We start from the raw sequence: 25,760 nt of genomic DNA on the forward strand, positions 1-25,760 counted from the left end.
TTATAAAATTGTGCGCAAAGGTAGCTATATTTTTGTAAAAGAGTTTAGTATTGGAACTCCCCCATTTCAGTGCGGAGGGTAAGTTTTTTTCCATGATGACCTGTACAAAAGCCAACAATCTGAGCATCTACACCATATTCCTTTGATAGCGAAATGATATCTTCTGCAAATTCAGGGTAAACATATATCTCGAATCGATGACCCATATTAAAAACTTTATACATCTCCTGCCAATCGGTTCCAGATGTCTCCTGAATAATTTTAAATAGAGGAGGTATTGGGAAAAGATTATCCTTAGTGATATGTAAATTATGAGCAAAGTTCATCACTTTTGTTTGGGCTCCTCCAGAACAATGGACTAAACCATGTATTACTGGATGATAATTTTCGAGAACATCACGAATAATAGGAGCATAGGTTCTAGTTGGAGAAAGAACCATCTTTCCAGCAGTTAAGCCAATCTCATCAATCTGATCGGTTAATTTGTATTTGCCTGAATAAACAAGTTCTTTTGGAACGTTAGGATCAAAACCTTCGGGGTATTTTTCTGACAAATAATTTGCAAAAACATCATGTCGAGCAGAGGTTAGTCCATTACTACCCATACCGCTATTATACTCATTCTCATACTTTGCTCTACCGTACGAACTTAATCCGATAATAACATCACCATCCTGAATATTATCATTGGAGATTATCTGCGATCGCTTTATACGTGCAGTTACAGTTGAATCAACAATAATTGTCCTAACCAAATCGCCAACATCGGCAGTTTCTCCGCCAGTAAGAGTAATATTTACCCCTAAATCACTCATTTGTTGACAAAACTCTTCAGTTCCCTCAATAATTGCTGAGATAACATCTCCTGGTATAAGGTTTTTATTACGCCCAATTGTTGAAGATAAAAGGATATTATTGGTTATTCCAACGCACAGAAGATCATCAAGATTCATAACAATTGCATCTTGAGCAATGCCTTTCCAAACAGACATATCGCCAGTCTCCCTCCAGTACAAATAGGCCAATGATGATTTTGTACCAGCACCGTCAGCATGCATCACTGTACAATAGTTTTTATCTCCAGTAAGAATGTCTGGCACAACTTTACAGAATGCTTTTGGGAATAATCCTTTATCCAGATTACTTATTGCTTTGTGTACATCTTCCTTTGAGGCTGAAACGCCACGCTGGTTATAACGGGATGTATTTGTCATCTTTACTCTTTAAAATCAAGGCAAATTAGTAAAAATCCTAGTATTTATCTTGTTGGTGGTTGCTTGTTACTCAATTCATTAATTTGATTTAAATGTGTATCCGCTTAAATAACAAAATCAAAACTTTGTGATGGGATTCCTGCATTCGCAGGAATGACAGTTAAGTTTGTTTGTTGAAATAGTAATCTAAATGGATACTCATATCGATTTATTGCTAAATTGCCTCATTGTCAAATTGATTAATTGGCATATTGTCTCATTGTCAAATTTTCAAATTGACTTATCATTCCAGTTTAAAAAGTTCTTTCTTGGATTCATTTTTTAAACCAGCTTGATCTGGGGAATCTACTAAGCAAATTTTAATGTTTGAATCCTTTTCGGCATCAACAAAGATTAGAAGCATATTCGCTTCTTTTTTAGTCGACACCTGCATCCAATAGCCTATTTTTGTTACATCCTTTGCTTCATAAACAAAGAATACAAGAAGATCTGCCTGTTCAGGTTTATCAACTGCGAATACTCTTACTTGGGCTGAGTCAATAGTACTTACCTCAAAGTATTTCTGAGCCTGAGCATTATTCGTCAGGAAGATAATACAAAAGAGAAAAAATGAAAATCGGTACATCTATTAACTCGCTATTTAACACTAAAAAAAGGAGCTCGAAGGCTCCTTAGGAAATATCATAGTTTAAGGTTATTCCTTTCCTGAAACCTTATAATCTGTACGAAGCACCTTGAATTCGGTTCTACGACAAATTTGGTAAACAGTTTCTTTCTTTTCGTTTGAATCAAGAGTATCGGCAAACTTTTGATCAAGCGCAACACCTAACGTCATATATGGGTACTGTGCAACAAGATCAGCATCAGCAATCTTAGGCTGTGATTGTGCATAACCTTTGGCTTTTAGCCTATCTGTAGCAATACCTTTTTCAATCAAGTAGTTTACAACCGATTGGGCTCGTTTTTGCGACAGTTCATAGTTATATTCAAGCGAACCGCGACTATCTGTATGCGATCCTAGCTCAATGGTAACATTGGGGTTATCGTTAAGTATTTCAACTAATTTATCGAGTGCGGCCATTGATTCTGGTCTAAGTTCCCAACGATCGTAATCGTAGAAAATATTTGGAATCTCGATAGGTTTTTCAGTTGATGTTAGCTTAATTTTTGCCTCAAAGTCCTTGCTTTGGTTGATTCCTCTTGTTGTCTCTTTGCTCTTATTATTCAAATAACCTTTCTTCGAGGCAACAACTACGTAATCGGTATTAGGATTCAACATAAACTTAAATGAACCATCTTCTGCTGTCTCCACGGTAGTAATTAACCCGTTGCTTCCAACAAGTTTAACTGTTGATTGAGCGATAGGTTTACTCGTTTTTTCATCGCTAACCTGTCCCATCATATTTAGTACAATTGGAGGTAGATAGAAGAGATAGATATCATCTGCGCCTCTGCCACCGGATCTTCGAGAAGAAAAGTAGCCAGCCTCACGTTCTTGTTCAAAGGTAATCCCAAAATCATCGGAAGGGGAATTAATAGGAAACCTCATATTTTCAACGGTCCACTCTTTCTTGTCGTTAAATTTTGCACGGAATATATCTAAACCACCAATACCAGGCTGTCCATCGGATGAAAAGTATACAGTTCCATCAGAATGAATGAAAGGGAACATCTCATTACCAAATGTATTAATTTCTCCTCCCATGTTAATAGGTTCGCCCCAATTATCGCTGGTACTTGCACGGGTCATTTTCCAAATATCAATACCACCAAAGCCTCCTTTTATATTACTTGCAAAATATAGTGTAAGCCCATCGTTTGAGAGCGAAGGATGGGCAACAATCATACTATCAGGTGCAATTTGAATGGCTTCTGGAGTTAACCAGCCACCCTCACTTTTTTTAGAAAATAGAATTTCGCATCCGAGTTTTTCGCGTTTACTTACCCTACATCGGGTAAAAAACATGGTATTGAAATCAGCGGACAAAGAGCATGTACCCTCATCAGCAGCAGTATTTATGGTTTCATCCAATTTCTTTGGTTCGCTCCAAACACCTTTTTTATCACGTTCTGTATAAAAAATATCCGAGAATAATTCGCCAGTTGCTGATGAGATTTTTCCACCTGTTGCTCCAGTGCGTGATGAGGTAAAGAACAAAGAGTTATATTCAGCAGTTCCGTAAGCAGGACTATAGTCGCTTTGCTTTGAATTAATGCTTCTTACATTTGTTATTTCATAACCAGATGGTGTTGCAATCCACTGTTTAGCCAATTCACAGGAACGAATACCAACATCTGTGAGTTTATCATTTGGTGCAAGCTGTTTGTATTTTTGATAATTCTCCAACGCTTGATCGTATTTTTCTCCCATCTTAAGCATTTCAGCATAGTAGAAGAAAGCCTTTGGATCTGTACAATTTTTCATAATTGCCTTTTGATACCAAAGTTCTGCCTGACGGGCGTTACCTATTAATCGGTAACAGGTTGCTATTTTGTAAAGATATTTTGCCAATTCAACTTTATCCTGTTGAATTTTTTCAAGTTCAGGTTTATAAATATCAATAGCATCGAAATAAGCCCCCGCTTTGAACAGTGCGTCGGCTCGTTGTAATTTGGTAGTTTGTCCCTGAGCGATGCTTAGCCCGGTCAAAACAATGAGAATACTTAAGATAAAATTTTTCATTCCCCAAACTTTAGAATGTCTATTTATAAGTTGTTTTGTAAACGATGCAAATAATTTATTATTATTCGCTCTTAGAGCGTAAAAGTAAGTAATATTTCTAATATAAGAAATACTTTGTGAATGGAGCTTTCATAACCAATTAATTCTGTATTGAATAAACTACGAATGAAAAATGGGAGTTAACCTCCCATTCCTTATTAGCGAATAAATAGCAACTCACGATATTTTGGCAACGGCCAAATCTCATCATCAACAATTAATTCAAGTTTATCGATATGGAATCTAATCTCATCAAGATACGGCTTAACCTGTTTGGAATATTTCTGTGCACGCTCAGGGAATTCATTTATCAGGTTGAGATCTCTGCGAGTTTCATCCATTAGTTTAACCTGCTCACGAATGGTTTTAATATGCACAGCCATCATTTTTAATGTCTGTAGCTGATGCTCGGCTAATGATAAAAACTCTTTCTCATCGGTAAATAATTCTTTTAATCCTTTGATGTTTGTTAAAATTACATTCTGATACGCAATTGCAGTAGGAATGATATGGTTAATAGCCAAATCGCCAAGAATTCGAGCTTCAATTTGAACTTTCTTAACAAAAATCTCATTGTGAATATCGTATCTTGCCTCTAGTTCCCGTTCCGAAAGAACATTGTTATCACCCAACAGCTTAATTGATGCTGGGTAAAGGAATGTCTTATACGCCTCGGTTGCATCTGGTAAATTTGGCAACCCGCGTTTTTGTGCCTCATCAATCCACTCTTGGCTATAACCATTTCCCTCGAACCGAATTTTCTTTGAATCGATAATTAATTTCCGAAGACATTGGAAAATTGCTTCATCTTTCTTTACACCTTTTTCAATTAGTTTATCAACCTCGACCTTAAATTTGTTTAGTTGATCGGCAACCGCAGTATTCACAACTATTAAAGGTGAAGCACAATTTGCTGAAGAACCAACTGCCCTGAATTCAAATCTATTTCCAGTAAAGGCAAAGGGCGAAGTGCGATTACGATCAGTATTATCTAGCAAAATTTCAGGAATTTTTCCAATGATATCTAGTTTCAATTCTGTTTTCTCATCAGGAGTCATTTTCCTTTCCGAAATTCTTTGTTCCAAATCATCAAGAACTCCGTTAAGTGTTTTGCCTATAAATACCGACATTATTGCAGGAGGTGCTTCGTTTGCCCCTAAACGATGAGTGTTGGATTCGCTGGCAATGCTACCTAGTAATAGAGCAGGGTAATCGTGTACTGCTTTTATAGTATTAATTAGGAATGTGAGGAACATTAAATTATTCTTGGGTGTGCCTCCAGGAGAAAGCAAATTTATTCTAGAATCGGTCATCAACGACCAATTGCAATGCTTTCCTGAGCCATTAATCCCGCTGAATGGTTTTTCGTGAAAGAGGATCCTGAACTTATGTCTTCGTGCTATTTTCTCCATCAGCGACATTAAAAGCTGGTTATGATCAACGGCAAGGTTTGCCTCTTCGAAAATGGGTGCACATTCGAATTGATTTGGCGCTACCTCGTTATGCCTTGTTTTAACAGGTATTCCTAATTTATAGCACTCCATTTCAAAATGTTTCATGAATGCTGAAACCCTTTCGGGTATTGACCCAAAGTAATGATCTTCCAATTGTTGATCTTTTGCAGCAGCATGTCCCATCAATGTTCTCCCACAAAGCGCAAGATCCGGGCGAGCGTTAAAAAGCGATTCATCAACCAAGAAATATTCTTGCTCCCAACCCAATGTTGCAAAAACTTTATTTACCTCTTTATCGAAATAGGATAGGACAGAGACCGCTGCTTTATCAAGGGCATTCAATGATTTTAGGTGAGGGGTTTTAAAATCTAGTGCCTCGCCAGTATATGATACAAAAATTGTTGGTATACAAAGGGATTGCTCAAAAATAAATGCAGGTGAAGTTGGATCCCATGCTGAATAACCACGTGCCTCGAAGGTGTTTCGGATACCGCCGCTAGGAAAGCTGGATGCATCAGGTTCTTGCTGAACTAGCAAATCTCCATGGAAACTTTCAATGGCCTCGCCATTTCTATCAAGTGTGAAAAAGGCATCATGCTTTTCGGCAGTTGCCCCATTCAACGGGTGAAACCAGTGTGTATAATGCGTTGCACCTCTTTCAATTGCCCACAATTTCATACCTGATGCAACCTGTCCGGCTATCTTTCTATCAATCCGTCTACCCTCATCTATTGCACTTACTACGCTATCATAAGCCTCTCGTGATAGGTAACGTTTCATCTTATTCCTGTCAAAAACATTTATTCCAAATACATCTGAAATCCTATTGGACTCAAAATCAATTTGAAGTGGATTGCGATTTACTGCTTCGTCGATTGCTTTAAACCTTAGATGTGCCATAATTTAAATTTTTTGTAAAAATATTTTTTATTTATAATATATACAAATATTAGGGGTGTATTGTTTATTTTTAATAAAAATATTTTATTAACCCCCTAAAAAAGTATACATCGAATATATAAAATAGTATTTTATTGATTTTGATGCTTGAATTTATTCTCAAATAATAAATATCCAAAAGATATCTTCTTTATTAACTTACAAAATGAGTTAAAAACCTTTTTCAACATTTTGTTTTTATATAGATTAAATAGTTCACACCAAATATTTATTTTTTAAAGTTCTCATACATTCCAAAAAAGATATCTTTGAAGATTTAATTTTTAAATGATCAAACTAATCCTAATTTTTATTGTTTACATAATACACTTTTTATCAACAATTTATGGAAAATAATTCTAAGGTTCTTTTAATGATTCTCGATGGGTGGGGGATTGGAGATAAGCAAAAATCGGATGCGATATTCAGTAATCATCCTGAGTATATGAACAAACTTTCTGCAACGTATCCGAATGCTCAACTTCTTACAAGTGGCGAAAATGTTGGTTTACCTGATGGTCAGATGGGGAACTCCGAGGTAGGGCATCTAAATATCGGAGCAGGCAGGGTGGTTTATCAGGATTTGGTTATGATTAACAAAGAGATTAAGGAAAATAAAATCAGCAGTAATCCTGTTCTAGTTCAAGCATTCAAGTACGCTCAGGAAAAGGGAGTTGCTGTGCATTTCCTCGGTTTAGTTTCCGATGGTGGAGTTCATTCGCTCGATAAGCATCTTTATAAACTTTGCGATATTACCAAAGAGTATAATCTTGATAAGGTATACATTCACGCATTTACCGATGGTAGAGACACCGATCCGGAAAGTGGATTAGGATTTATTAAGAGTTTAGAGAATCACCTCAAATCCAGTAATGGCGTTATTGCAACTCTTGTTGGAAGATACTATGCAATGGATAGGGATAAGCGTTGGGAAAGGATTAAAATCGCTTATGATATGCTATTATCAGGAATTGGAAAACATACCACAAGCATCATACAATCCATTGAAAAATCATATAAAGAGGGGATTACCGATGAGTTTATTAAACCTATTGTTAGAGTTGACGATAAAGGTAATCCCATTGGTACTATAAAAGAGGGCGATGTTGTTATCTGTTTCAACTTTAGAACAGATAGATTACGGGAGATGACCGTTGTTTTAACCCAAAAGGATATGCCTGAGTTTGGGATGAAAACATTACCGCTACATTACGTTACCCTCACCAGCTACGATGAGTCTTTCAAAGGAGTTAATATGGTATATGAGAAGGATAATCTTTCCAATACACTTGGAGAGGTTGTTTCAAAGGCAGGTTTAAACCAGCTTCGAATTGCCGAAACCGAAAAGTATGCGCATGTTACCTTCTTCTTCTCAGGCGGTCGCGAAAAGATTTTTACAAATGAGCAAAGAATTATGATTCCCTCGCCAAAAGTTGCTACCTACGATCTTAAGCCAGAGATGAGCGCTTATGAAGTAAAGGATGCATTAGTAGATGAGCTAAAAAATCAGACACACCATTTTATATGTCTCAATTTTGCAAATGGCGATATGGTAGGCCATACTGGTATTTATGAAGCTATTTCAAAAGCCATTAAAGCTGTTGATAGTTGTGTTCACGATGTTGTTGAAACAGCAAAAGCAAATGGTTATACCGTTATCATTATTGCCGATCATGGAAATGCAGATTATGCAATTAACCCTGATGGTTCGCCTAATACCGCTCACTCTTTAAATCCCGTTCCAATTATTCTGGTTTCCGAAAAGTATAAAAAGGTTGATAGTGGAATCCTTGCGGATGTTGCACCCACAATTCTTTCAATAATGGGATTAACAATACCCAAAGAAATGACTGGGAAAGTATTGTGCAAATAAATCATAGAACTTCTAATGATTCAAATTGACGATAAAGTACTAAGTATTGATATTCTCCAAAAGCATTTCTGCTGTGATTTGGCAAAATGCCTTGGAGCATGCTGCGTTTATGGACAATCCGGTGCTCCATTGGATAAGGATGAGATTGTAATCCTTGAAGATATTCTTGATACCATTAAGCCATACCTTAAACCCGAAGGGCTAAAGGCCATTCAGAAACAAGGTGTTGCAATAATAGATACCGATGGTGATTTAGTTACTCCCCTTATTGATGGGAAGGAGTGCGCTTATAGTATCAACAAAAATGGAGTTTGCCTTTGCGCAATTGAGCAGGCTTGGCTTGATAAAAAGGTTGATTTTCGTAAACCTATTTCGTGTCATCTTTACCCAATTAGAGTGAAAAGGTTCACATCATTTATTGGACTTAGTTACGATCAGTGGGATATATGCGAACCTGCACGTAAACTTGGCTTAAATAAAAACCTACCTGTTTATAAATGTTTAGAGGATGCCATTACACGTGCTTTTGGTAAAGAGTTCTATCAACAGGTTGAAGAGGCAGCAAAGCTAATTGAAAAGGAGAATATCAAAGGTTGATATTTTAACATGAGTTCGATCTAAACATAATACTTTGATTTTCTTATAGAGATAGATTGTTGCTTTGTCATGCTGAACGGAGTGAAGCATCTGCTTTATAGATAATTAGATCCTTCGCTTCGCTCAGGATGACATCTTACATCAAACTAGAGATTAAACCGTTTTGAGTTTGATAAGAGTTCCGAACTTTTTAAAAAGTTCGGAACTCTTGGTTTTAAAAAGGTAATATTCTAACGTCAGTTCGAAATAAGGAATTATATTGAAGAGTTGAGAATTTAAGGTGTTACACATTGTAGATTTTGCATTTATGCAAAATCAAAAAACCTCTGTGTTCTTTGTGTTTCTCAGTATCAACAAACATTATTATGGTAAGCTTGTATCTTATTAAACCGACCATTTTGTTAAATCCAAAACTTAAAATCTCTGTGTTAAAACATATGTCGAACTTATGTTATTTTAATAAAAATTGCATAATATTATACCCGTAAATATTAAAAAATCAAAACCATGGATTACATAAAGAAATATGTTGACGAAAACAAGGATAGATTTCTTGAAGAGCTTTTTGGATTGATACGTATTCCTTCAATCAGCTCATTAAGCGAAAATCACCCTGATATGGTAAAGGCGGCTGAGTATTGGGCTAAAACCATACTTAATGCTGGAGCCGACAAAGCCGAGGTAATGCCAACAGACGGAAATCCAATAGTTTATGGGGAAAAAATAATCGATCCTAAATTACCCACCGTGCTTGTTTACGCTCATTACGATGTAATGCCTGTTGATCCTTTAGAATTGTGGAATTCAAAACCTTTTGAACCAGAAATTCGTGATGGTAGGATATGGGCTCGTGGAGCTAACGATGATAAAGGTCAATCATTTATTCACGCCAAAGCCTTTGAATTGATGGTTAAAACCAACACTCTTCCCTGTAATATAAAATTTATGATTGAAGGGGAGGAGGAGATTGGTTCACCAAGCATTACAAAGTGGTGTGCTACTCATAAAGATCTGCTTAAAGCGGATGTAATACTAGTATCTGATACCTCTTTGTTAGGGAAGGAAACCCCATCTATTACAGTTGGTCTTAGAGGTTTAGCCTATATGGAAGTTGAGGTAACTGGGCCAAATCAGGATTTACATTCTGGATTGTTTGGTGGAGCAGTTGCCAATCCTATTAATATTCTCTCTAAGCTAATTGCATCGCTTCACGATGAAAATAACCATATCACCATTCCTGGCTTTTATGATGATGTTCAAGAAGTAGATCCTGCAGAACGTGCAGAAATGGCTAAAGCACCATTTGACTTAGAACAATATAAGAAAGCCCTTGGTATAGATAATATTCATGGCGAGAAAGGTTTTTCAACAATTGAACGAACTGGAATTAGACCTACACTCGATGTGAATGGAATTTGGGGTGGTTATACAGCAGAGGGTTCAAAAACAGTTCTCCCTTCAAAGGCTTATGCTAAAATCTCAATGCGTTTAGTCCCTAATCAGGATCATAAGAAGATTGCTAAGCAATTCCAGGACCATTTCAATGCTATTGCCCCCAAAAGCGTAAAGGTAAAGGTAAACGCTCATCACGGAGGTCAAGGTTATGTTGCCCCAACCAACACAGTAGGTTATCAGGCTGCAAGCCAAGCTATGTTCGAAATATTTGGGAAACGACCTATTCCATTCCGAAGCGGAGGTAGTATTCCAATCATAAGCACATTTGAAGACACCTTGGGTATTAAATCAATACTATTAGGATTTGGTCTTGAATCGGATGCAATCCATTCACCGAATGAAAATTTCTCGGTCGAAATATTCCTTAAAGGGATAGAGGTTGTACCTCGATTTTTCAAATATTTTGCAGAATATTCTAACAAGAAGTAAATCAATAAAAAGGAGTAATTTTTTACTCCTTTTTTGTTTATTTGAACTAGCATTTAATTCACCTTTTTATTATATTCGTATTTTCTTCTAAAACTATAGTTATGAAGATACTCAATCAAATTCACCTCCTAGCGTTAGGTGTATCAATGATATTAATTTTGTTATCCTGCTCAGCTCCTGTTGAGAAGAAAGTTGATAAATCTACTTTACAGGAAAAGGCAAAAGTGAGTATCAATAATTGGGTTAGAAAACACCCAGAGGAGTATAAGAAGTACAAACCTATTTCATTTGAAGATTTTACTATTAGGTACGAAAAAACTGAACTAACTCACTATTTATCCGATAAGATTGAGGAGCAGCAGGCTAAGCCTACAGTAAATAAACATGTACTCGATAGCCTAAAGAATTTGCTTGAAAAAAACAAGGGACTTCTAATGGGATACACAATCATTCATAAATATCATACTAAAACTTTTGCAGGGGAGGTGGTTAATCATAAAGATCTTGTTTTTTTAGATACTATATTCAGAATTGCAACCATTCTTGAGCCCGATGCTTACGATATGATTCTCGATCAGAAAATAATATTCAGACCCGATTCTCTGGAGAAAAAATAATTAAAAAATCTATCTGAAAAGTCAAAATTAGTTCTCGCAAAGCATATAAAAGAAAAACGCGAAGTTCGCAAAGTGTTGAAATAATAATGAATAATATTCTTTGCGAACTTTGCGAAAACTTGGCGTTCTTTGCGTGAACCCCTTAGTCTTAGCATCTAGCAGTTTTACGCTTTTTACCAACTTGCCTCTTTTCAATATTATTATTAATATATTCCGTTGCTAAAGGAACTTTACAGGCAGTTCCGTTCATATCAACTGCTACTTTTCCAATTTTACTGGCTACAGCATTCGACTTATCGGTTAATTCCTTAATGAATGTCGCAATGGCAATAACAAATCCATTCATTGTCATGCGTACTCTATTCGGTGAGCTGTGAATTTCTTTAGCAACTCTGTCGAGCAGCTGGCTATACGTTTTGATATCCAAATCCTCATCCTGATTTACGCCAGCATAATAGGATAAAACAACCCAACCCGCCGCAGCAATCCTTTCCTGATCCGATTGAATCCACTTCAGCCCAAGTTCAAAACCAAAACTTGTTTCTGCGGCAACCCAAGGAACTGCAAACTCATTTAAATAGAACCAATAGGCTTTATCAATCCAATCGTTTAATTGTGCTTCGGATATTTTTTTCTCATCAGCCATTAAACAGGCAAGATACATAGCATCCGAATTCCCTGTTTTATAAAGTTCTAAAGACAACTCGTGATTCTTTTTTGTCTTCTTAAGTATCTTTTTCAGATCGGCTACCTTAACACCAAAGAACGGCTCTCTTGCACCATGTTTCATTAGCGTGCTTTTAGTCTGCTTATCACCGTACTTTTCAAGTTCTATGAGAATTTCGTTTGCTGTCATATCTCTCCGAATTACATTATTTGCTTACAATATTAATAAACTTTTTAATTGCACCTAAACTAAACCCATTCAGGATTCTGAAATTTATACTTTGGCTAGCGGGTGTCTCCAAAATCCTCTATGGAACTTTGTGTTAATCTCTGTGGAACTCTGTGTAATTTTTAAAATATTGTTACACAGAGTATCACGAAGAAGCCACAGAGATGCACAAAGAGAAAAGAGAGTTGCTTTTAGACTTTTCTAACACCCTCTTATTCCATTATATTACCAAAATTGGTTAGCACTACACATCCTATCGCAAAATGCGATAGTTTATCCCATTCTAGTTTATTGCAAGGGTTGCCATGCTGCGCAAGCAGAGTATAAGTTACTGTTTTCACTGGCAAAGTCTGTTTTGATAATTTAAACTAAGTGGAACGGGGTATTGTTTATCAAAGCCTAAATATAGATACTAGCTAGCATTCGGTAAAAAAACGAACACACCCTGTACATACATTTAATATTATGTAGTAACTTGCATCAAATTTAGATGTTATGATCGATTCAAACAAAATAAATGAGATTGCTATTCGGATTGCCGCAAGATTCAATCCCGATAAGATTATTTTATTTGGATCGTATGCAAATGGAACACAGAAAGAGGATAGCGATTTAGATTTATTAATAATTCAAGATTCAGATTTGCCCCCACAAAAAAGAGGATTTGATATTCGTATGTCACTAATTGGGGCAGAGATACCTTTTGACATACTGATTTATACAAAATCTGAATTTGAGCAAGAGAAGAATAGAAGATTTTCTTTTTTAAGCACCGCAATTAAAAATTCTAAAGTACTCTATGAGCGAGCAGATTGAGGAAATTAAGGAGTGGATTGAAAAAGCAGACCATGATTTAGGTTCAGCCAAAATAATTTATCTTCACCTACCCGATTATTTCGACACCATTGCATTCCACTGCCAACAAGCGGTAGAAAAATATATTAAAGCGATTTTAGTTTTAAATAAAATTGAATTTCTAAGGTCACATGACCTAGTCTACCTATTGGAATTACTCTCCCGAAACATTGAGATTGATGAAGCGAAGTTCCGAAAAGCCTTTACCTTAAATAATTATGGCGTTCAAATAAGATACCCTAATAAAATCATTAAACTTACAAAGGAAGAGCTCGAAACCGCAATCCAAATTGCAGAGGAATTTCGAGCATTTTCAGTTGATTTAATAGGATTAAAATAAAAATTTCGACCGCCACTCTAATCAAACCCTTTCATATTAAACCATTGTCCTATTACGATATTCGATTAAAGTAGAACCTTAACCGTATCTGGTAAAAAGGCTGTCTTAAAAGTCATCTGTGGAACTCTGTGTAATTTTTTAAATATTGTTACACAGAGATCACGAAGAAGCCACAGAGATGCACAGAGAGAAAAGAGAGTTATTTTTAGATTTTTCAGACACCCTCTTATTCCATTATATTTACCACTACACATCCTATCGCAAAATGCGATAGTTTATCCGATTTTAGTTTATTGCAAGGGTTGCAATGCTGCGCAAGAGGGGTGTAAGTTACTCTTCTCACAGGCAAAGCCTGTTTTGATAAGTTTGATTTAGACAGAGCTTAAGCCGAAAGGGGTAACAAAGGATTTAATATAGAACTAACGTTATGTTAGCTATTCAAATTTGGAGTTTCTGGCTTAACCTCTTTTGATATTACTATCTGAGTCCAATCCGAATTCTCCTTTGATATTATAAACTCTACCCTTTCAACAAATACGCTGAAATCAGGATTTTTCAAGTACATTCCCGATTTTGTTTCGTACAAATATTTCTCGTGTTTCAAACTTTCGCTTGTTGCCCTATACTGTATCCACTTTTCCTGAAACTTAAAAGCAATAAGAACACCAGAAATAATACCAATTGCTATAGATAATACTCCAGCAATAAACTTTACAATATATAATCCCTCCGATGAAGCTATTAGGAAAGGAACTATAGCGGCAAACACAATCTCTGTGGTTTTAAAGAAGTAGTAGTAATTTTTATTTATACTACTTTTATCGCTATACCAATTTATTTGACCATCAAGACGATCATTAATATATTTTTCAACTTCCATAAATTAATAGTTATTATATAATTGTGATACTTTTCCATACCATTTTAAGAAAACATGTTTTAGTTCATTCGTTTTTTCTTCGGTTGGATTAGATGATGGCATTTCATGAATAAATACATCTGAAATCCCAATATCAAATATTCCGCCTTCAATACCTTTCTCTTTAAAAATAAGCAAAGGCAATTTTAATCCGTATAGGATTCCAGCCTCCAATTGATTCCAAGGCGTAGGTAGCAGCACATTAGATGCTTCTAGTATCTCCTTTTCTTCTTCTGTATTTCTCTTTCTTATGCCTTTTTGTACACAAATTTGCTCAAAACCAAGTATTATGCCTCCTGCACAATGTTTTGCAATGAAATAAACTTCTTTAAGAGGGTAATCAGCTGGATAATCACTTCTACCTAAGGCTCTATCCTCCAATTGAAGCTCTTTTAGAAACTTTATTATTAAATCTCGTTTTTCTTCTTGCTCCTTACTCAATGTTGTTGGACAAGAAACAAATACAGGTATTTTATGCATACATTATCTTTTATTATGGTCTAACCTTTGTTTTTTTTGCAATCTCGCTACTCCTTTTATCAAATGCTTGGTCAATATATTTTTCAGGATCTTCTTTAAAATCCTCCCATTTTACTAGGACGCAATATCTATCTTCTTCGGACCAACCACATTTACCATCTGCTAAAGATTTTATATAATAGTTACATGAAAATTCTTTAATAACAGTTTCATCATTAATTGCTACACCATTATGTTCTCCTTTACATCTATCGCAAGAATAACTTCCCTTATAAATTTTCTCAGTCATATTAGGTAGAACTATTCCAAGTATTCCATTCTTTGAATTCGCTTTTCCATCAAATAATGAAGCTTGCAATTCTCTTTTTATATAAAACTGTTCGTCCGCACCTCTGGTTTCTGCGCTATGTTCTCCAATCAATAAGATTGTTACGGTTGAATCTGAAAGATTGTCCTTGCGGATTTTACTCATAATATATTCTTCATCCTCTGAATCTATTGGTTCATTCAAAGATTTATCAATCATTTCTATTCCTAAATTGTTTTGAATATAGTTTTTGAATGATTCATCCTCTGTTTTAAATGATATAAAAACTCTATGTGCCATTTTATTGTATTTTATAATTCATCATATTTTTAAGACTCCTAATAGGGAAAAGTCTTCTGACATTCATCATCCTACTTATTCTTCATCAAAAATTTAACACATCTATTCTCTCTTTTATAACCCAATAGATTTATAACTTCAGCCAATCAGAGGATCTCGTTTTAGTCTTATTAAAGTATTCAAGTTCAATTTACTATACCAAATTTACAAAAATCCTCAGATTATCAAAACCTTTTATCAAATCATAGCATACATCTACCATCAAAAAAAGTCGTTCAATCAACGTATACGGAAATTAAACAACTTTTGGTTTCAAAAAGTTAAACAATTAGTTAGCCTAATTTAGTTTGTTGGAAATTCTATTGCCCTATCCCAAAATCCCATAGGGATTAAATGTTTATAGGTAATGCTTTACTATGAAGGAATACGACTCCATAGGAGTCGAACATGTAATTAACATCCTATTTCTATAAACATCCAACCTCTCCGAGGTCAGGGTTATATGGTACAACCTAGTATCACCATTTGTCAGTCACAGTTATTGAACAGACCTTATAAATTTCCTTCCCCAAATCACTTTTCAAGATAGAAAACCCCCAAACCTTCCTTCCCGAACGATAAAACAGGATGGAAAAGTCACTTTCCTACATTCCCGAACCACTTTTTAAGGAAGAAAATTCATTAACCTTCCTTCCCGAATGACTTTTTAAGAAAGGAAAGCCCCAAACCTTCCTTCCCGAATGACTTTACAAGGAAGAAAAGTCGAAAACCTTCCTTCTCGAATGACTTTACAAAAAGGAAAAGTCACTTTCCTTCCTTCCCGAACGACTTTTCCTTCTTGTTTTTTAGTTTATATAAATTGTTTTAACACATTTTTAGAGTATTTAACATTAATCATACAATAGCTGCACATATTTTGGAGTTATATGTGCAGTGATACGCTAAAAACGAAAAGTATCATCTAAAAAAGAGAGATTTTCCCCACGTCAACTTTTTAAAAAACTTTTTAATGTTTCACTTTAAAAATTAAAATTATGGCATATAGAAAAAGAGCAACATCCGTTGAACTGGAAAAGGCGCAGAACCGCCTAGCCGGGATGAAACTATTCGAAACCACCATTAACTTTGGTCGCGGCCTAACGGAAGCCGATTACACCACCAAAATAGATGAGGTAAACACCCTCACCCAATCCTACAACACTCTGCTTACCCAAGCCGATGCCGTTGCAACCCAGCTCGATATTGCCGAAAGGGAGCTGGCGGAACTATCCAAACGATTTATCAACGTTGTTGGTGCCAAATATGGTTTCGATAGCGTGGAGTTCGAAAAGGTTGGAGGTCTCCGCATGAGCGATTATAGACGCTCATCTAAAAAGGTTGCAACTACCAGCACAAACAACCAGCACACCTAGCCATACAATAATCCATATAAAAATTAAGATATTATTAAATAGGGATGAGGGGAAATCCCTTTTTTTATTTCCATTTTCGTAGTGAATGGGATTACTAATCCTAGAGTTCCCAACTTTTTAAAAGTTCGGAACTCTTACCGTTAACTAAAACTCGATAACGATTAGCTAAGCCAGAAGGGCTTGAATACGAATAGCCTCCGGTAAAACCAGAGGTTTTAAATCCATTGATTACCAACCTTGAAATGTGGGGTGTTAAAAATGATAACATATTTAAAAAAACATTTGCTCTTTTCTAACAACGTAGTTGCGTAATATTTGTAGAAAAGAACCTCATTATGTATTTAAGCTCCGTAGGAGCGAAATATGAATCAACGTATTATATGTCGCTCCTACGGAGCTTAAAAATTGACATTATTTATTCTCTACCAATATTTCGTTCCTACGGAACTTTTTTATGGACGATAATAAAAATGAAAAGGTTTGAATTTTTAACACCGTATTCGAATGGGTTGAATATTTAGCCATATATCCACGTTCAACCCATTCTGGGTTGGAATGTTACCCTTTAATCAACACCCCAATTTCATTGGGGCTATTCAAATTCAAGTCCTATCGGACTTGTTATTTAGCCAAACAGCATTGGAATATGATTATCCCTACGGCGAGCACTTACCCATAATTAATCATCATAATCGCAAAATGCGATAGAGATATTATTTAACCGCCAAGAATGCAGAAGAAAAAACGCAAAGGAACTGTTTAAGCGAAGCTAATCCCCTCCTTTTTTTAAGGAGGGGTAGGGGAGGTAAAACGGAATTATTCCAAAATTACTTCCTTGTGCTCCCTTAAAAGAGAGGAAATCCTACCTACAAACGGTTCATTAATCATCATAATCGCAAATTGCGATAGAGATTTTATGAGATATTAATGTATTGGTTTATGGGGAGATAAAAACGAAAAAGCCCCAGAATCTTCTGAGGCTTTTTGCGGTCCGGACGGGACTCGAACCCGCGACCTCCGCCGTGACAGGGCGGCATTCTAACCAACTGAACTACCGAACCAATTTTTTAAAGCGATGCAAATGTAATCGTTCCTTTTGAAATTACAACACCTCAAGCCTAAAAAATTTAACTTTTATTGTAAAAAAATAGTAATGTTTGCGAAGTGTTTGATTCAATGGGTTTTTATGTTTTTACTTGAGCATAGAAAAGTTGAAAGAAGAAGGGTGCGTAAAATCAAAATTGGTTTTATTATTTGTTTATGATTTCTTAAACGCTAGCAGGTTCTTTGAACTCTACTAGGTTTGTCAGTTTGAAAGACCTTCCAGATTCGTAAGAACTGGAAGCGTCAATGCGATAATTAATCCCCAGCACTAACATCTACCTTAAAAATAGAGAAATGTACGCTTCCGTAGTTCCTCATCTTATAAAAATGGGGGTGCATATCGAAGTTATACTTGGCGGAGTGCTCAAGGATTAACCAGCCATAGTCCTTTAAAAGGCTCTTCTCAAAAATCATATCGGGGATTAAATCTATACCATCCATTTCGTAGGGTGGATCGGCAAAAATGATATCATACTTATAGCTGCATGCCTTTATGTACTGAAAAGCATTCCCTTTAATGGTATGAATCTGCTTTAGCCCAAGATCCCGGATAACACCGGATATAAATTTTAGGTGGTTAAAGTTTAGCTCAACCAAATCAATCCTATTTGTTCCCCTCGATGCAAATTCAAAGCTTATACTACCTGTACCCGCAAAGAGATCGAGTACTTCAATATCTTCAAAATCAAAATTATTTAAAATAATATTGAATAAACCCTCCTTGGCAAAATCGGTAGTTGGCCTAGCGTTAAAGTTTTTAGGTGGATTAAATACTTTGCCTTTGAACCTGCCGCTTACTATTCGCATAGCGTAAGGTTAAATAGGTTCCAATGGATATTTTTGTACTTAGCAATTGCGTAAGCAAAGTTATGCGCATCGAGTACGCTATTGCTACTAACTTTTCTAAAGTACTGTGCTAGGAATGATTCCAACGCTTCCAATTGGCTATACGATCCGTTTATGGCAATATCCATTTTGTTGGGATCAAAGCCAAGTAGCTTGCAGGAGTTTATTAAATGGTAGGCTGTATCGTTGATATCGTAAAGGGTAAAGGAGTTGCAGTATAAAAGTTCCTTGTTCTTGGCAATAACATTAATAAAGCATTGTTCGCTAAAGTAGGTGTAATTAATAGGCTCGTCCTTACTTAGTTTAGCCAATGCGCTAAGGGTAACCAGAGGAGTTGAATATCCTATAAATTTTGTCTTTGGTTGTTTTTTAAGCCAACCAGATGCTAAAGAGGTTGGTAGCGCATATATTATTGTTGCATTCAGCTCTTTCACATGGTTATATCTTATCTCAAAAAGATTTGGGAGAGGATGAACCAAATCGAGCAACATTTTTGATTTTTCGGGTACAAATAGTTCTGTTGGAACTATTGTAAATATAGGCGATTCGAATGTGAAGAATACATTTTTATACTTGTGCGTTAGCACTTCATCTTGTACGAAAAGATTATTAACAACTTTACCCCAATCATCACCAGCCGATAATGCAACATCAAAGGGCGAAGTAATAAGCAGTATTACAGAATCACGTACCGTATCTATTACGCAAATCTTATAGCCCATCATCGAAATTTGAACGGATAGGTTATACGATTCACATCTAAAGGGATCGAAGGTTTCGTCAATTATTGCAATCTTTTCCATTATTTACTTTTTTGATGCTAAATAGATTAAATGAGTTTAACAAAGATAGTGATAAAATCAAAGTTCAAAATTATATGATTAAATTCAGATTTAAATTAGAGTATAGATATCAATGTTGTTGTTCTAAGGTTATTTAAACGCTAGCAGAACCTTCGGACTCTGCTAGGTTAAGCGGTTTGATTGACCTTCCAGATTCGTAAGAACTGGAAGCGTCAGTACTAAAATCGTCAAGCCAATGACCTTGATTTAGATATTCAAAACCACCTCTAATAAACCGTTTTAATCAATAGCCTTTAATCATTCAGATTAATATTGCGCTGCTCTGCAGCTCTGACTTCTATATGTAAATTGATTACTACAAATATTACACTGCTCTGCAGCTTTTCAAGCGGTAGCTCCGCGATAATATTTGTAGAAAAAGATAGCAATCGAAAAAATAAGCTCCGTAGGAGCGTAATATACCTCAAAGCATTGTTCTTTATTGTTTTGATAGGATTGATATTATTTTTATCTGGGGCTAATGAAATCAAACCCCAAAATGAATAACTATACATGAATTAGATTAAGTTTGCTAACTCTTAATTGCGATAGAATTCCAGAATGTTAAAAGACCGTTTAAATAATATAATAACCTCGAACATAGGCTTTAAACCAACAAAAGGGCAGGAGGAAGCTATTGAGCTGTTATCGCAATTTGTAACTAATCCCAACTCAAAACAATGCTTCCTGCTTAAAGGATATGCAGGAACGGGGAAAACATCATTAATAGCCAGCTTTGTTAAAACATTATCGGGCTTTAAAATTCCTTACGTACTCCTTGCCCCAACGGGTCGTGCGGCAAAGGTTTTATCATCCTACTGTGGATTTCCTGCATACACCATTCACAAGTGGATATACCGCCAAAAGGGGATGAAGGATGGGGAAGGGAAGTTCGATTTGAATATCAACATGCTAAAGAATGCCATCTTTATAGTTGATGAGGCCTCGATGCTATCGAACTCATCGTATGAGGATAGCATCTTTGGAACTGGTAAACTTTTAAACGATCTTATCGATTTTGTTGGTCGTGGAACCGCTTGTAGGTTGATAATTGTTGGCGATGTTGCCCAGCTTCCACCAGTTGGAATGGATATCAGCCCAGCCCTTGATTCATCGGTTTTGGAAACTTTTGATTTAAATGTAATTCAAGCCGATTTAACCGAGGTGGTTCGCCAGGAGGCAGATTCTGGAATCCTTCATAACGCTACAATCATTAGGGAGATGTTGGATTCCGATATTATTGATATTCCAAACTTTAAGCTTCGTGGTTTTAACGATATTCTTCGATTATCGGGCGGTGATTTAATTGAAACCCTCAGCTCCGAGTACGATAAGCATGGACGTGAGGGAAACGTTGTACTATCATACTCCAATAAACGAGCAAATAAGTATAATGAGGGCATTCGGAGTAGGATTTTATATAAGGAAGAGGAGCTATCGGTTGGTGATTTCCTAATGGTGGTAAGGAATAGCTACTTCTGGGTTGAGGATAAACCCGATATTGGTTTTATAGCAAATGGTGATATTGTTGAGGTTACCCGCATTGGAAAACGCTCCGACCTTTACGGCTTTAAGTATGCTGATGTTACCATAAAGCTTATTGATTACCAGAATCAGGAGATTGATGTTAAAATCCTTCTCGACACGCTAACAATTGAAGGACCCTCATTAACGTCCGCTCAGAATAAGGAGTTGTATACCAAAATAGCGGAGGATTATAATCACATTAAAACAAAACCAGCAAGACTTAAAAAGATTAAGGAAGATCCATACTTTAATGCAATTCAAGTAAAATTTGCTTACGCAGTTACCTGTCACAAAGCACAGGGTGGGCAGTGGCGCAACGTGTTTATCGATCAAGGATTTTTTAAGGAGGATATGATATCCCGCGAATACCTGCGATGGCTTTACACTGCTTTAACCCGTGCGACCGATAAGGTATATCTGGTAAATTTTGATAAAAAGTTTTTTGGAGAGTGAGGGGAGAGGGAAGAGGGAAGACAGAAGACCGAAGACAGCAACTCAATAACCAATAACCAAGTAACTCAATAACCAAATAACCCAACCCGAATGAGAGATTTTTCAATTTACACAGTTAGCATTTTAAACTTACTAATAACCGTAACTTATTGCTGGTTGCTATATAAGAAAAGGATTAAGCCAGCATTGGCAATGTGGATTTTCTTCACCATTGCAGTTGCCATGAGTTTAATAACCTATATGGCTAAAGATAATTATGGATTTTTAGATAATATTCTTAATACTACTGATATTGTTCTTGCCGTTACGGTATCCATTGCAATTGCAATTTATGGCGATAAAAGTTCCAAGTTTACCCGATTCGATAAAGGATGTCTGATTGGGGTTCTAATAATAGTCCTATTTTGGATTATTACCCAGAATCATTTAGTCACGAATATCTGCATTCAGGGAATTCTGGTTATAGCTTACTTTCCGGTTATAAAAAGGCTCTTTGAATCGAAGGAGAATACTGAACCCTTTTCGGTTTGGATTGCCATGCTTATTGCTCCGTGTATCTCATTAATTTCCAGCAAAGGGATATTGGCAACTGTTTACTCTGTTCGGGCAATAATTTGTATTTCTATACTATTAATGTTGATGATAAGAATAGAGATTATCTCAAACACTAAACACTAAATATTTATACTAAACACTTATCCTACTCCCCAATTATCTTAACTAAAACTCTTTTCCTTCGTTTACCATCAAATTCTCCATAGAATATCTGTTCCCATGGGCCAAAGTCCAATTCTCCTTTGGTTAGAGCTACAACAACCTCTCTGCCCATGATAGTACGTTTTAGATGAGCATCCGCATTATCCTCAAAACCATTGTGCTTGTATTGGGAGTGGGGTTTCTCTGGGGCTAACTTCTCAAGCCATACCTCAAAGTCGTGGTGTAATCCACTCTCATCATCATTAATAAAAATACTTGAGGTTATATGCATTGCATTCACGAGTACCAAACCCTCTTTGATGCCGCTTTCGGCAATGCATATTTGAACATCACGGGTAATATTTATAAGTTCTCTTCTATTTCTGGTTTCGAACCAAAGTTCTTTGCGGAATGATTTCATAGTTGAATTATTTTTTCAAATTGCAAGCTATGAAAAATACGGAAATTTTAAAAACTCATACTAACTGAAGTTTTTTGACTTCAATATTTTTAAATAGCGGTACGAGATTGCAGTATAGGCAAACGTAGATATAATTAGTGCTTAGTTAGGCTTAACGTCAGCTCGACGTAAGAAACAATGTATTGATCTATATATCAATCAATTTGTTTTATTTGAATCAATGGAATAGTGGAAAATTGGAAAAATGGAGGGTACAAGCAAAAATCTAACCCCTTGTTCTCCATTATTCCATCATTCCAACCTTCCATCATCGCACTAAATAATTATAAATATCAGCAAATGAATATATTATTACATTTCTTATATCGAACTCACGTTAGGCTTAATATTCAACTCTTCGAATTTCTTTTCAATTTCTGCTAATATTCGTTCCTCTTCGGTAAGAGCTTCTTCTATTTGTGATATTGTTCTCTTTTGTCTTGCTAATATTTGTTCACATTGTATAAGCATTACTTCAATCTTAACTCTTTGATTATTAGTGGTGATTGAGTTGTTGCGTTCAAGTATAAGTTTTTCCATAAACTCTTCATTATTGTTTATGGCATTTCTTTGTTGAACAAGTTTATCCCAATTTGTACTGAGCTCATCATGTTTTTCTACAATTTCAATTAGTTGAGTAAACAATAACTCGAAGTTAATTGGAATTTTAATGCGGCTATCCTCTAGTTTAACAAATTGATCATACAAGCTAAGTTTTCTTTTTTCAATGCTATTTGTACGTTGATCGATTTGTACACATTTTTCGTTTAAGCAATTAATTCGTTTGTCTAAAACAATTAATTCTTCAACTGGATTTTCATAGTATTCCATAGGGCAGGTTATTATTGTTAATTTTCACTTCTTATTCACCAACATTTATCGACCGTGGTATTTTTAATATCAATATTATACCACTTTATGGGTAAACTTAAATATAATATTAAACTAAACTATAATAACTTTTTTGTGTATTACGATGATATAATTTGTTGTATGAAAATAGCTATACCGTTTAATTATGCAAAGGATTTTTAAGATCAATTTTTTTGATGTGTTTAGAATCCTTTGAATTATGGTATAGCGGATAATGTGGTGAATTTTAAATAGAATGCTTCTATGTTTTTCCTTATGAGAGGGGTGGTTGCATTTCGATCTTGTGATTAAGTCAACCTTAAAGGTAATGATTCCAAATATAGTTGGCATCATTACCAAAAGGCACAATGCAAGTTTATCGCATTGTGCCTTTTGTGTGTTGAATTAAAATGACTTTGGGACTAGCCTATATATAATTCCTTTATAATTCGATTTATTTTATCGTCTAGTTCCTTTACGGCATTAGGATAATCTTTTGTTGATTTCATTGCTCCCTTAACGCCAAAGTAGAATTTGATTTTAGGTTCAGTGCCGGAAGGACGAACAGATACTTTGGTGCCATCCGCTGATATAAATTGAACAACATCAGATTTTGGAAGGTTAAGCTTTGTTTTTGTTCCTGATTGGAGGTTTACTGTTTCCTGTTTCAAATAGTCGTGGAATAGCAAAACTGTTGACCCATCGATGGTTTTTGGTGGATTGGTTCTGTATTTTACCATCATCGCTTTAATCTCTTCTACACCCTCTTTCCCTTTAAGGGTTAAGGAAACAAGGTGCTCCTTGTATAGGCCAAACTCATTGTATATTTCGAGTAAAAGTTGGTATAGCGATTTTCCATTCTCCTTAGCCCAAGCGGTAATTTCGGCAAACATGGCACAGCTTATAACTGCATCCTTATCGCGGATTGAATCGCCAACAAGATAGCCGTAGCTTTCTTCGCCTCCTGCAATAAATGACTTTTCACCCTCTAGGCTCTTTATCTTCTCAGCTATGTATTTAAAACCAGTAAGAACTTCAAAATTTTCAACACCAAATTTATTAGCAATATCAGCCAATAAATCGGTTGTTACAATGGTTTTAACAATAAACTCTTTCCCTCTTAATTTACCCTTTTCCTTCCACATTCTTAGGATGTAGTATATTAGGATAGAAGCAGCTTGATTGCCGTTTAGTAAGATAAATTTCCCTTCATCGTTTTTTACCCCAATTCCAACCCTATCGGCATCAGGATCGGTTGCCATAATCAGATCGGCATCCTTTTCCGCTGCTTTTTCTAAAGCAAGTTTTAATGCTGCAGATTCCTCCGGGTTGGGGGAGACAACAGTTGGAAAATTACCGTCAATTACATTTTGCTTTGGGATACTAATTATATTTTCGAAACCGAATTTTCTTAGCGCTCTTGGTACCAAGTCCACACCTGACCCATGAATAGGTGTATAAACCAGTTTTAGGCTTTTATGCTTCCTGATTATTTCTGGTGAAAGTGATAGTGATGCTAGGGTGTTCAGGTATATCTCGTCCATCTCGCTACCGATAGTCTGAATGAGATTGCTATTCCCTTTAGATTTTACCTCAGAGATGTTTTTAATGCTCTGAACTTCTGCTATTATATTTTTATCGTGCGGGGGAACAATTTGCCCGCCATCCTCCCAGTAAACCTTATATCCATTGTATTCCTTTGGGTTATGGGATGCTGTAATTACAATCCCGCATTGACATTTAAAGGTTCTAATGGTGAAGCTTAACTCAGGGGTAGGTCTGAGCGATTCAAAAAGGTATACCTTTATTTTATTAGCGGAGAAGATATTTGAAACAGTTTCGGCAAATAGTTTACTATTGTTGCGGGAATCGTAGGCTATGGCGATCCTTATTTCTGGTAAACTATGAAATTGCTTTATAAGATAGTTGCAAAGACCCTGTGTTGCCATGCCAACAGTATAGATGTTCATTCGGTTAGAACCAACACCCATAATTCCGCGTAGACCGCCTGTCCCGAATTCTAATTCCCGATAAAACGATTCAATAAGTTCTTTTCTGTCATTCTCAATAAGGTAGTTTACCTTTTCACGGGTTTCCTTGTCAAATGGCGGTTTAGTCCAACTCTTGGCTTTCTCAAGAACCATCATTTCAATTTCTTTTTCACTCATAGCC

The 25,760-nt window shown here is 35.9% G+C and carries 22 protein-coding genes and 1 tRNA gene; 9 read left to right on the forward strand and 14 right to left on the reverse strand.

Translation table 11 applies throughout. From position 1 onward, the window contains the following. Positions 1–44 precede the first annotated feature (44 nt). From HOO91_00405 to HOO91_00420, 4 genes are all read right to left on the reverse strand, one after another. Positions 45–1,214 carry a phosphoribosylformylglycinamidine cyclo-ligase gene (locus HOO91_00405; GenBank protein NOU16005.1) on the reverse strand — a complete coding sequence of 390 codons (1,170 nt, stop codon included), beginning with the start codon at positions 1,212–1,214 and terminating at the stop codon, positions 45–47. Positions 1,215–1,497: 283 nt separating this feature from the next. Continuing rightward, entirely contained in the window at positions 1,498–1,839 is a 342-nt protein-coding gene (locus HOO91_00410) for a hypothetical protein (protein ID NOU16006.1), read from the reverse strand. Positions 1,840–1,908: 69 nt separating this feature from the next. Then, positions 1,909–3,897, reverse strand: coding sequence for an OmpA family protein (locus HOO91_00415; protein ID NOU16007.1), 1,989 nt, complete (start codon positions 3,895–3,897; stop codon positions 1,909–1,911). 197 nt (positions 3,898–4,094) lie between these two features. Further along, on the reverse strand, positions 4,095–6,290 hold the full coding sequence (locus HOO91_00420; protein ID NOU16008.1) for a glutamine synthetase type III: 2,196 nt from the start codon (positions 6,288–6,290) through the stop codon (positions 4,095–4,097). 385 nt (positions 6,291–6,675) lie between these two features. Between HOO91_00420 and HOO91_00425 the strand changes: the two genes are divergently transcribed. From HOO91_00425 to HOO91_00440, 4 genes are all read left to right on the forward strand, one after another. Then, the gene (locus HOO91_00425) at positions 6,676–8,202 is read left to right on the forward strand and encodes a 2,3-bisphosphoglycerate-independent phosphoglycerate mutase (GenBank protein NOU16009.1); all 1,527 of its coding nucleotides are present in this window, start codon (positions 6,676–6,678) and stop codon (positions 8,200–8,202) included. Between the two features lie 15 nt (positions 8,203–8,217). Further along, the gene (locus tag HOO91_00430; GenBank protein ID NOU16010.1) at positions 8,218–8,799 is read left to right on the forward strand and encodes a DUF3109 family protein; all 582 of its coding nucleotides are present in this window, start codon (positions 8,218–8,220) and stop codon (positions 8,797–8,799) included. 507 nt (positions 8,800–9,306) lie between these two features. Beyond that, positions 9,307–10,683 (forward strand): dipeptidase, encoded by a 1,377-nt coding sequence (locus tag HOO91_00435; protein NOU16011.1) that lies wholly within the window; start codon positions 9,307–9,309, stop codon positions 10,681–10,683. Positions 10,684–10,784: 101 nt separating this feature from the next. After that, positions 10,785–11,300, forward strand: coding sequence for a hypothetical protein (locus HOO91_00440; protein NOU16012.1), 516 nt, complete (start codon positions 10,785–10,787; stop codon positions 11,298–11,300). Between the two features lie 148 nt (positions 11,301–11,448). Here HOO91_00440 and HOO91_00445 read toward each other — a convergent pair whose 3' ends face one another. Then, positions 11,449–12,156 (reverse strand): DNA alkylation repair protein, encoded by a 708-nt coding sequence (locus tag HOO91_00445; protein NOU16013.1) that lies wholly within the window; start codon positions 12,154–12,156, stop codon positions 11,449–11,451. A gap of 534 nt (positions 12,157–12,690) precedes the next feature. On the opposite strand from HOO91_00445, the gene HOO91_00450 reads away from it, so the two are divergent. Next, complete coding sequence (locus HOO91_00450; GenBank protein NOU16014.1) at positions 12,691–13,011, forward strand: nucleotidyltransferase domain-containing protein; 321 nt, start codon at positions 12,691–12,693, stop codon at positions 13,009–13,011. After that, complete coding sequence (locus HOO91_00455) at positions 12,995–13,390, forward strand: HEPN domain-containing protein (GenBank protein NOU16015.1); 396 nt, start codon at positions 12,995–12,997, stop codon at positions 13,388–13,390. The genes HOO91_00450 and HOO91_00455 overlap by 17 nt, the downstream gene beginning before the upstream one ends. A 430-nt stretch (positions 13,391–13,820) precedes the next feature. Here HOO91_00455 and HOO91_00460 read toward each other — a convergent pair whose 3' ends face one another. The 3 genes from HOO91_00460 to HOO91_00470 are packed head-to-tail and all read right to left on the reverse strand — an operon-like array spanning position 13,821 to position 15,396. Continuing rightward, the gene (locus HOO91_00460; protein ID NOU16016.1) at positions 13,821–14,270 is read right to left on the reverse strand and encodes a DUF4231 domain-containing protein; all 450 of its coding nucleotides are present in this window, start codon (positions 14,268–14,270) and stop codon (positions 13,821–13,823) included. A 3-nt stretch (positions 14,271–14,273) separates the two neighbouring features. Next, the gene (locus HOO91_00465; protein ID NOU16017.1) at positions 14,274–14,789 is read right to left on the reverse strand and encodes a hypothetical protein; all 516 of its coding nucleotides are present in this window, start codon (positions 14,787–14,789) and stop codon (positions 14,274–14,276) included. A gap of 13 nt (positions 14,790–14,802) precedes the next feature. Next, on the reverse strand, positions 14,803–15,396 hold the full coding sequence (locus tag HOO91_00470; GenBank protein NOU16018.1) for a molecular chaperone Tir: 594 nt from the start codon (positions 15,394–15,396) through the stop codon (positions 14,803–14,805). A 1,034-nt stretch (positions 15,397–16,430) separates the two neighbouring features. Between HOO91_00470 and HOO91_00475 the strand changes: the two genes are divergently transcribed. Next, entirely contained in the window at positions 16,431–16,808 is a 378-nt protein-coding gene (locus HOO91_00475; protein ID NOU16019.1) for a hypothetical protein, read from the forward strand. A gap of 987 nt (positions 16,809–17,795) precedes the next feature. Here the strand turns inward: HOO91_00475 and HOO91_00480 are convergent. The 3 genes from HOO91_00480 to HOO91_00490 form a co-directional block, all read right to left on the reverse strand. Continuing rightward, positions 17,796–17,869 (reverse strand) — tRNA-Asp (locus tag HOO91_00480). Positions 17,870–18,167: 298 nt separating this feature from the next. Next, complete coding sequence (locus HOO91_00485; GenBank protein NOU16020.1) at positions 18,168–18,719, reverse strand: methyltransferase; 552 nt, start codon at positions 18,717–18,719, stop codon at positions 18,168–18,170. Continuing rightward, positions 18,710–19,561 carry a DUF3822 family protein gene (locus HOO91_00490; protein ID NOU16021.1) on the reverse strand — a complete coding sequence of 284 codons (852 nt, stop codon included), beginning with the start codon at positions 19,559–19,561 and terminating at the stop codon, positions 18,710–18,712. Before HOO91_00490 ends, HOO91_00485 begins: the two co-directional genes overlap by 10 nt. A gap of 600 nt (positions 19,562–20,161) precedes the next feature. On the opposite strand from HOO91_00490, the gene HOO91_00495 reads away from it, so the two are divergent. Continuing rightward, positions 20,162–21,580, forward strand: coding sequence for an AAA family ATPase (locus tag HOO91_00495; GenBank protein ID NOU16022.1), 1,419 nt, complete (start codon positions 20,162–20,164; stop codon positions 21,578–21,580). 90 nt (positions 21,581–21,670) lie between these two features. Then, a complete protein-coding gene (locus HOO91_00500; GenBank protein ID NOU16023.1) occupies positions 21,671–22,258 on the forward strand; it encodes a hypothetical protein in 588 nt (195 codons plus the stop codon). 22 nt (positions 22,259–22,280) lie between these two features. On the opposite strand, the gene HOO91_00505 is transcribed toward HOO91_00500, so the two are convergent. The 3 genes from HOO91_00505 to HOO91_00515 all read right to left on the reverse strand — a co-directional run bounded on the left by HOO91_00505 (position 22,281) and on the right by HOO91_00515 (position 25,756). Next, positions 22,281–22,697: a YjbQ family protein gene (locus HOO91_00505; GenBank protein NOU16024.1), complete on the reverse strand. Its 417-nt coding sequence runs from the start codon at positions 22,695–22,697 to the stop codon at positions 22,281–22,283. A gap of 360 nt (positions 22,698–23,057) precedes the next feature. Next, on the reverse strand, positions 23,058–23,567 hold the full coding sequence (locus HOO91_00510; protein ID NOU16025.1) for a hypothetical protein: 510 nt from the start codon (positions 23,565–23,567) through the stop codon (positions 23,058–23,060). 443 nt (positions 23,568–24,010) lie between these two features. After that, positions 24,011–25,756 (reverse strand): phospho-sugar mutase, encoded by a 1,746-nt coding sequence (locus HOO91_00515; GenBank protein ID NOU16026.1) that lies wholly within the window; start codon positions 25,754–25,756, stop codon positions 24,011–24,013. Positions 25,757–25,760: the final 4 nt, after the last annotated feature.

The sequence above is a fragment of the Bacteroidales bacterium genome (genome assembly GCA_013141385.1).
GTDB lineage: Bacteria > Bacteroidota > Bacteroidia > Bacteroidales > Tenuifilaceae > UBA8529.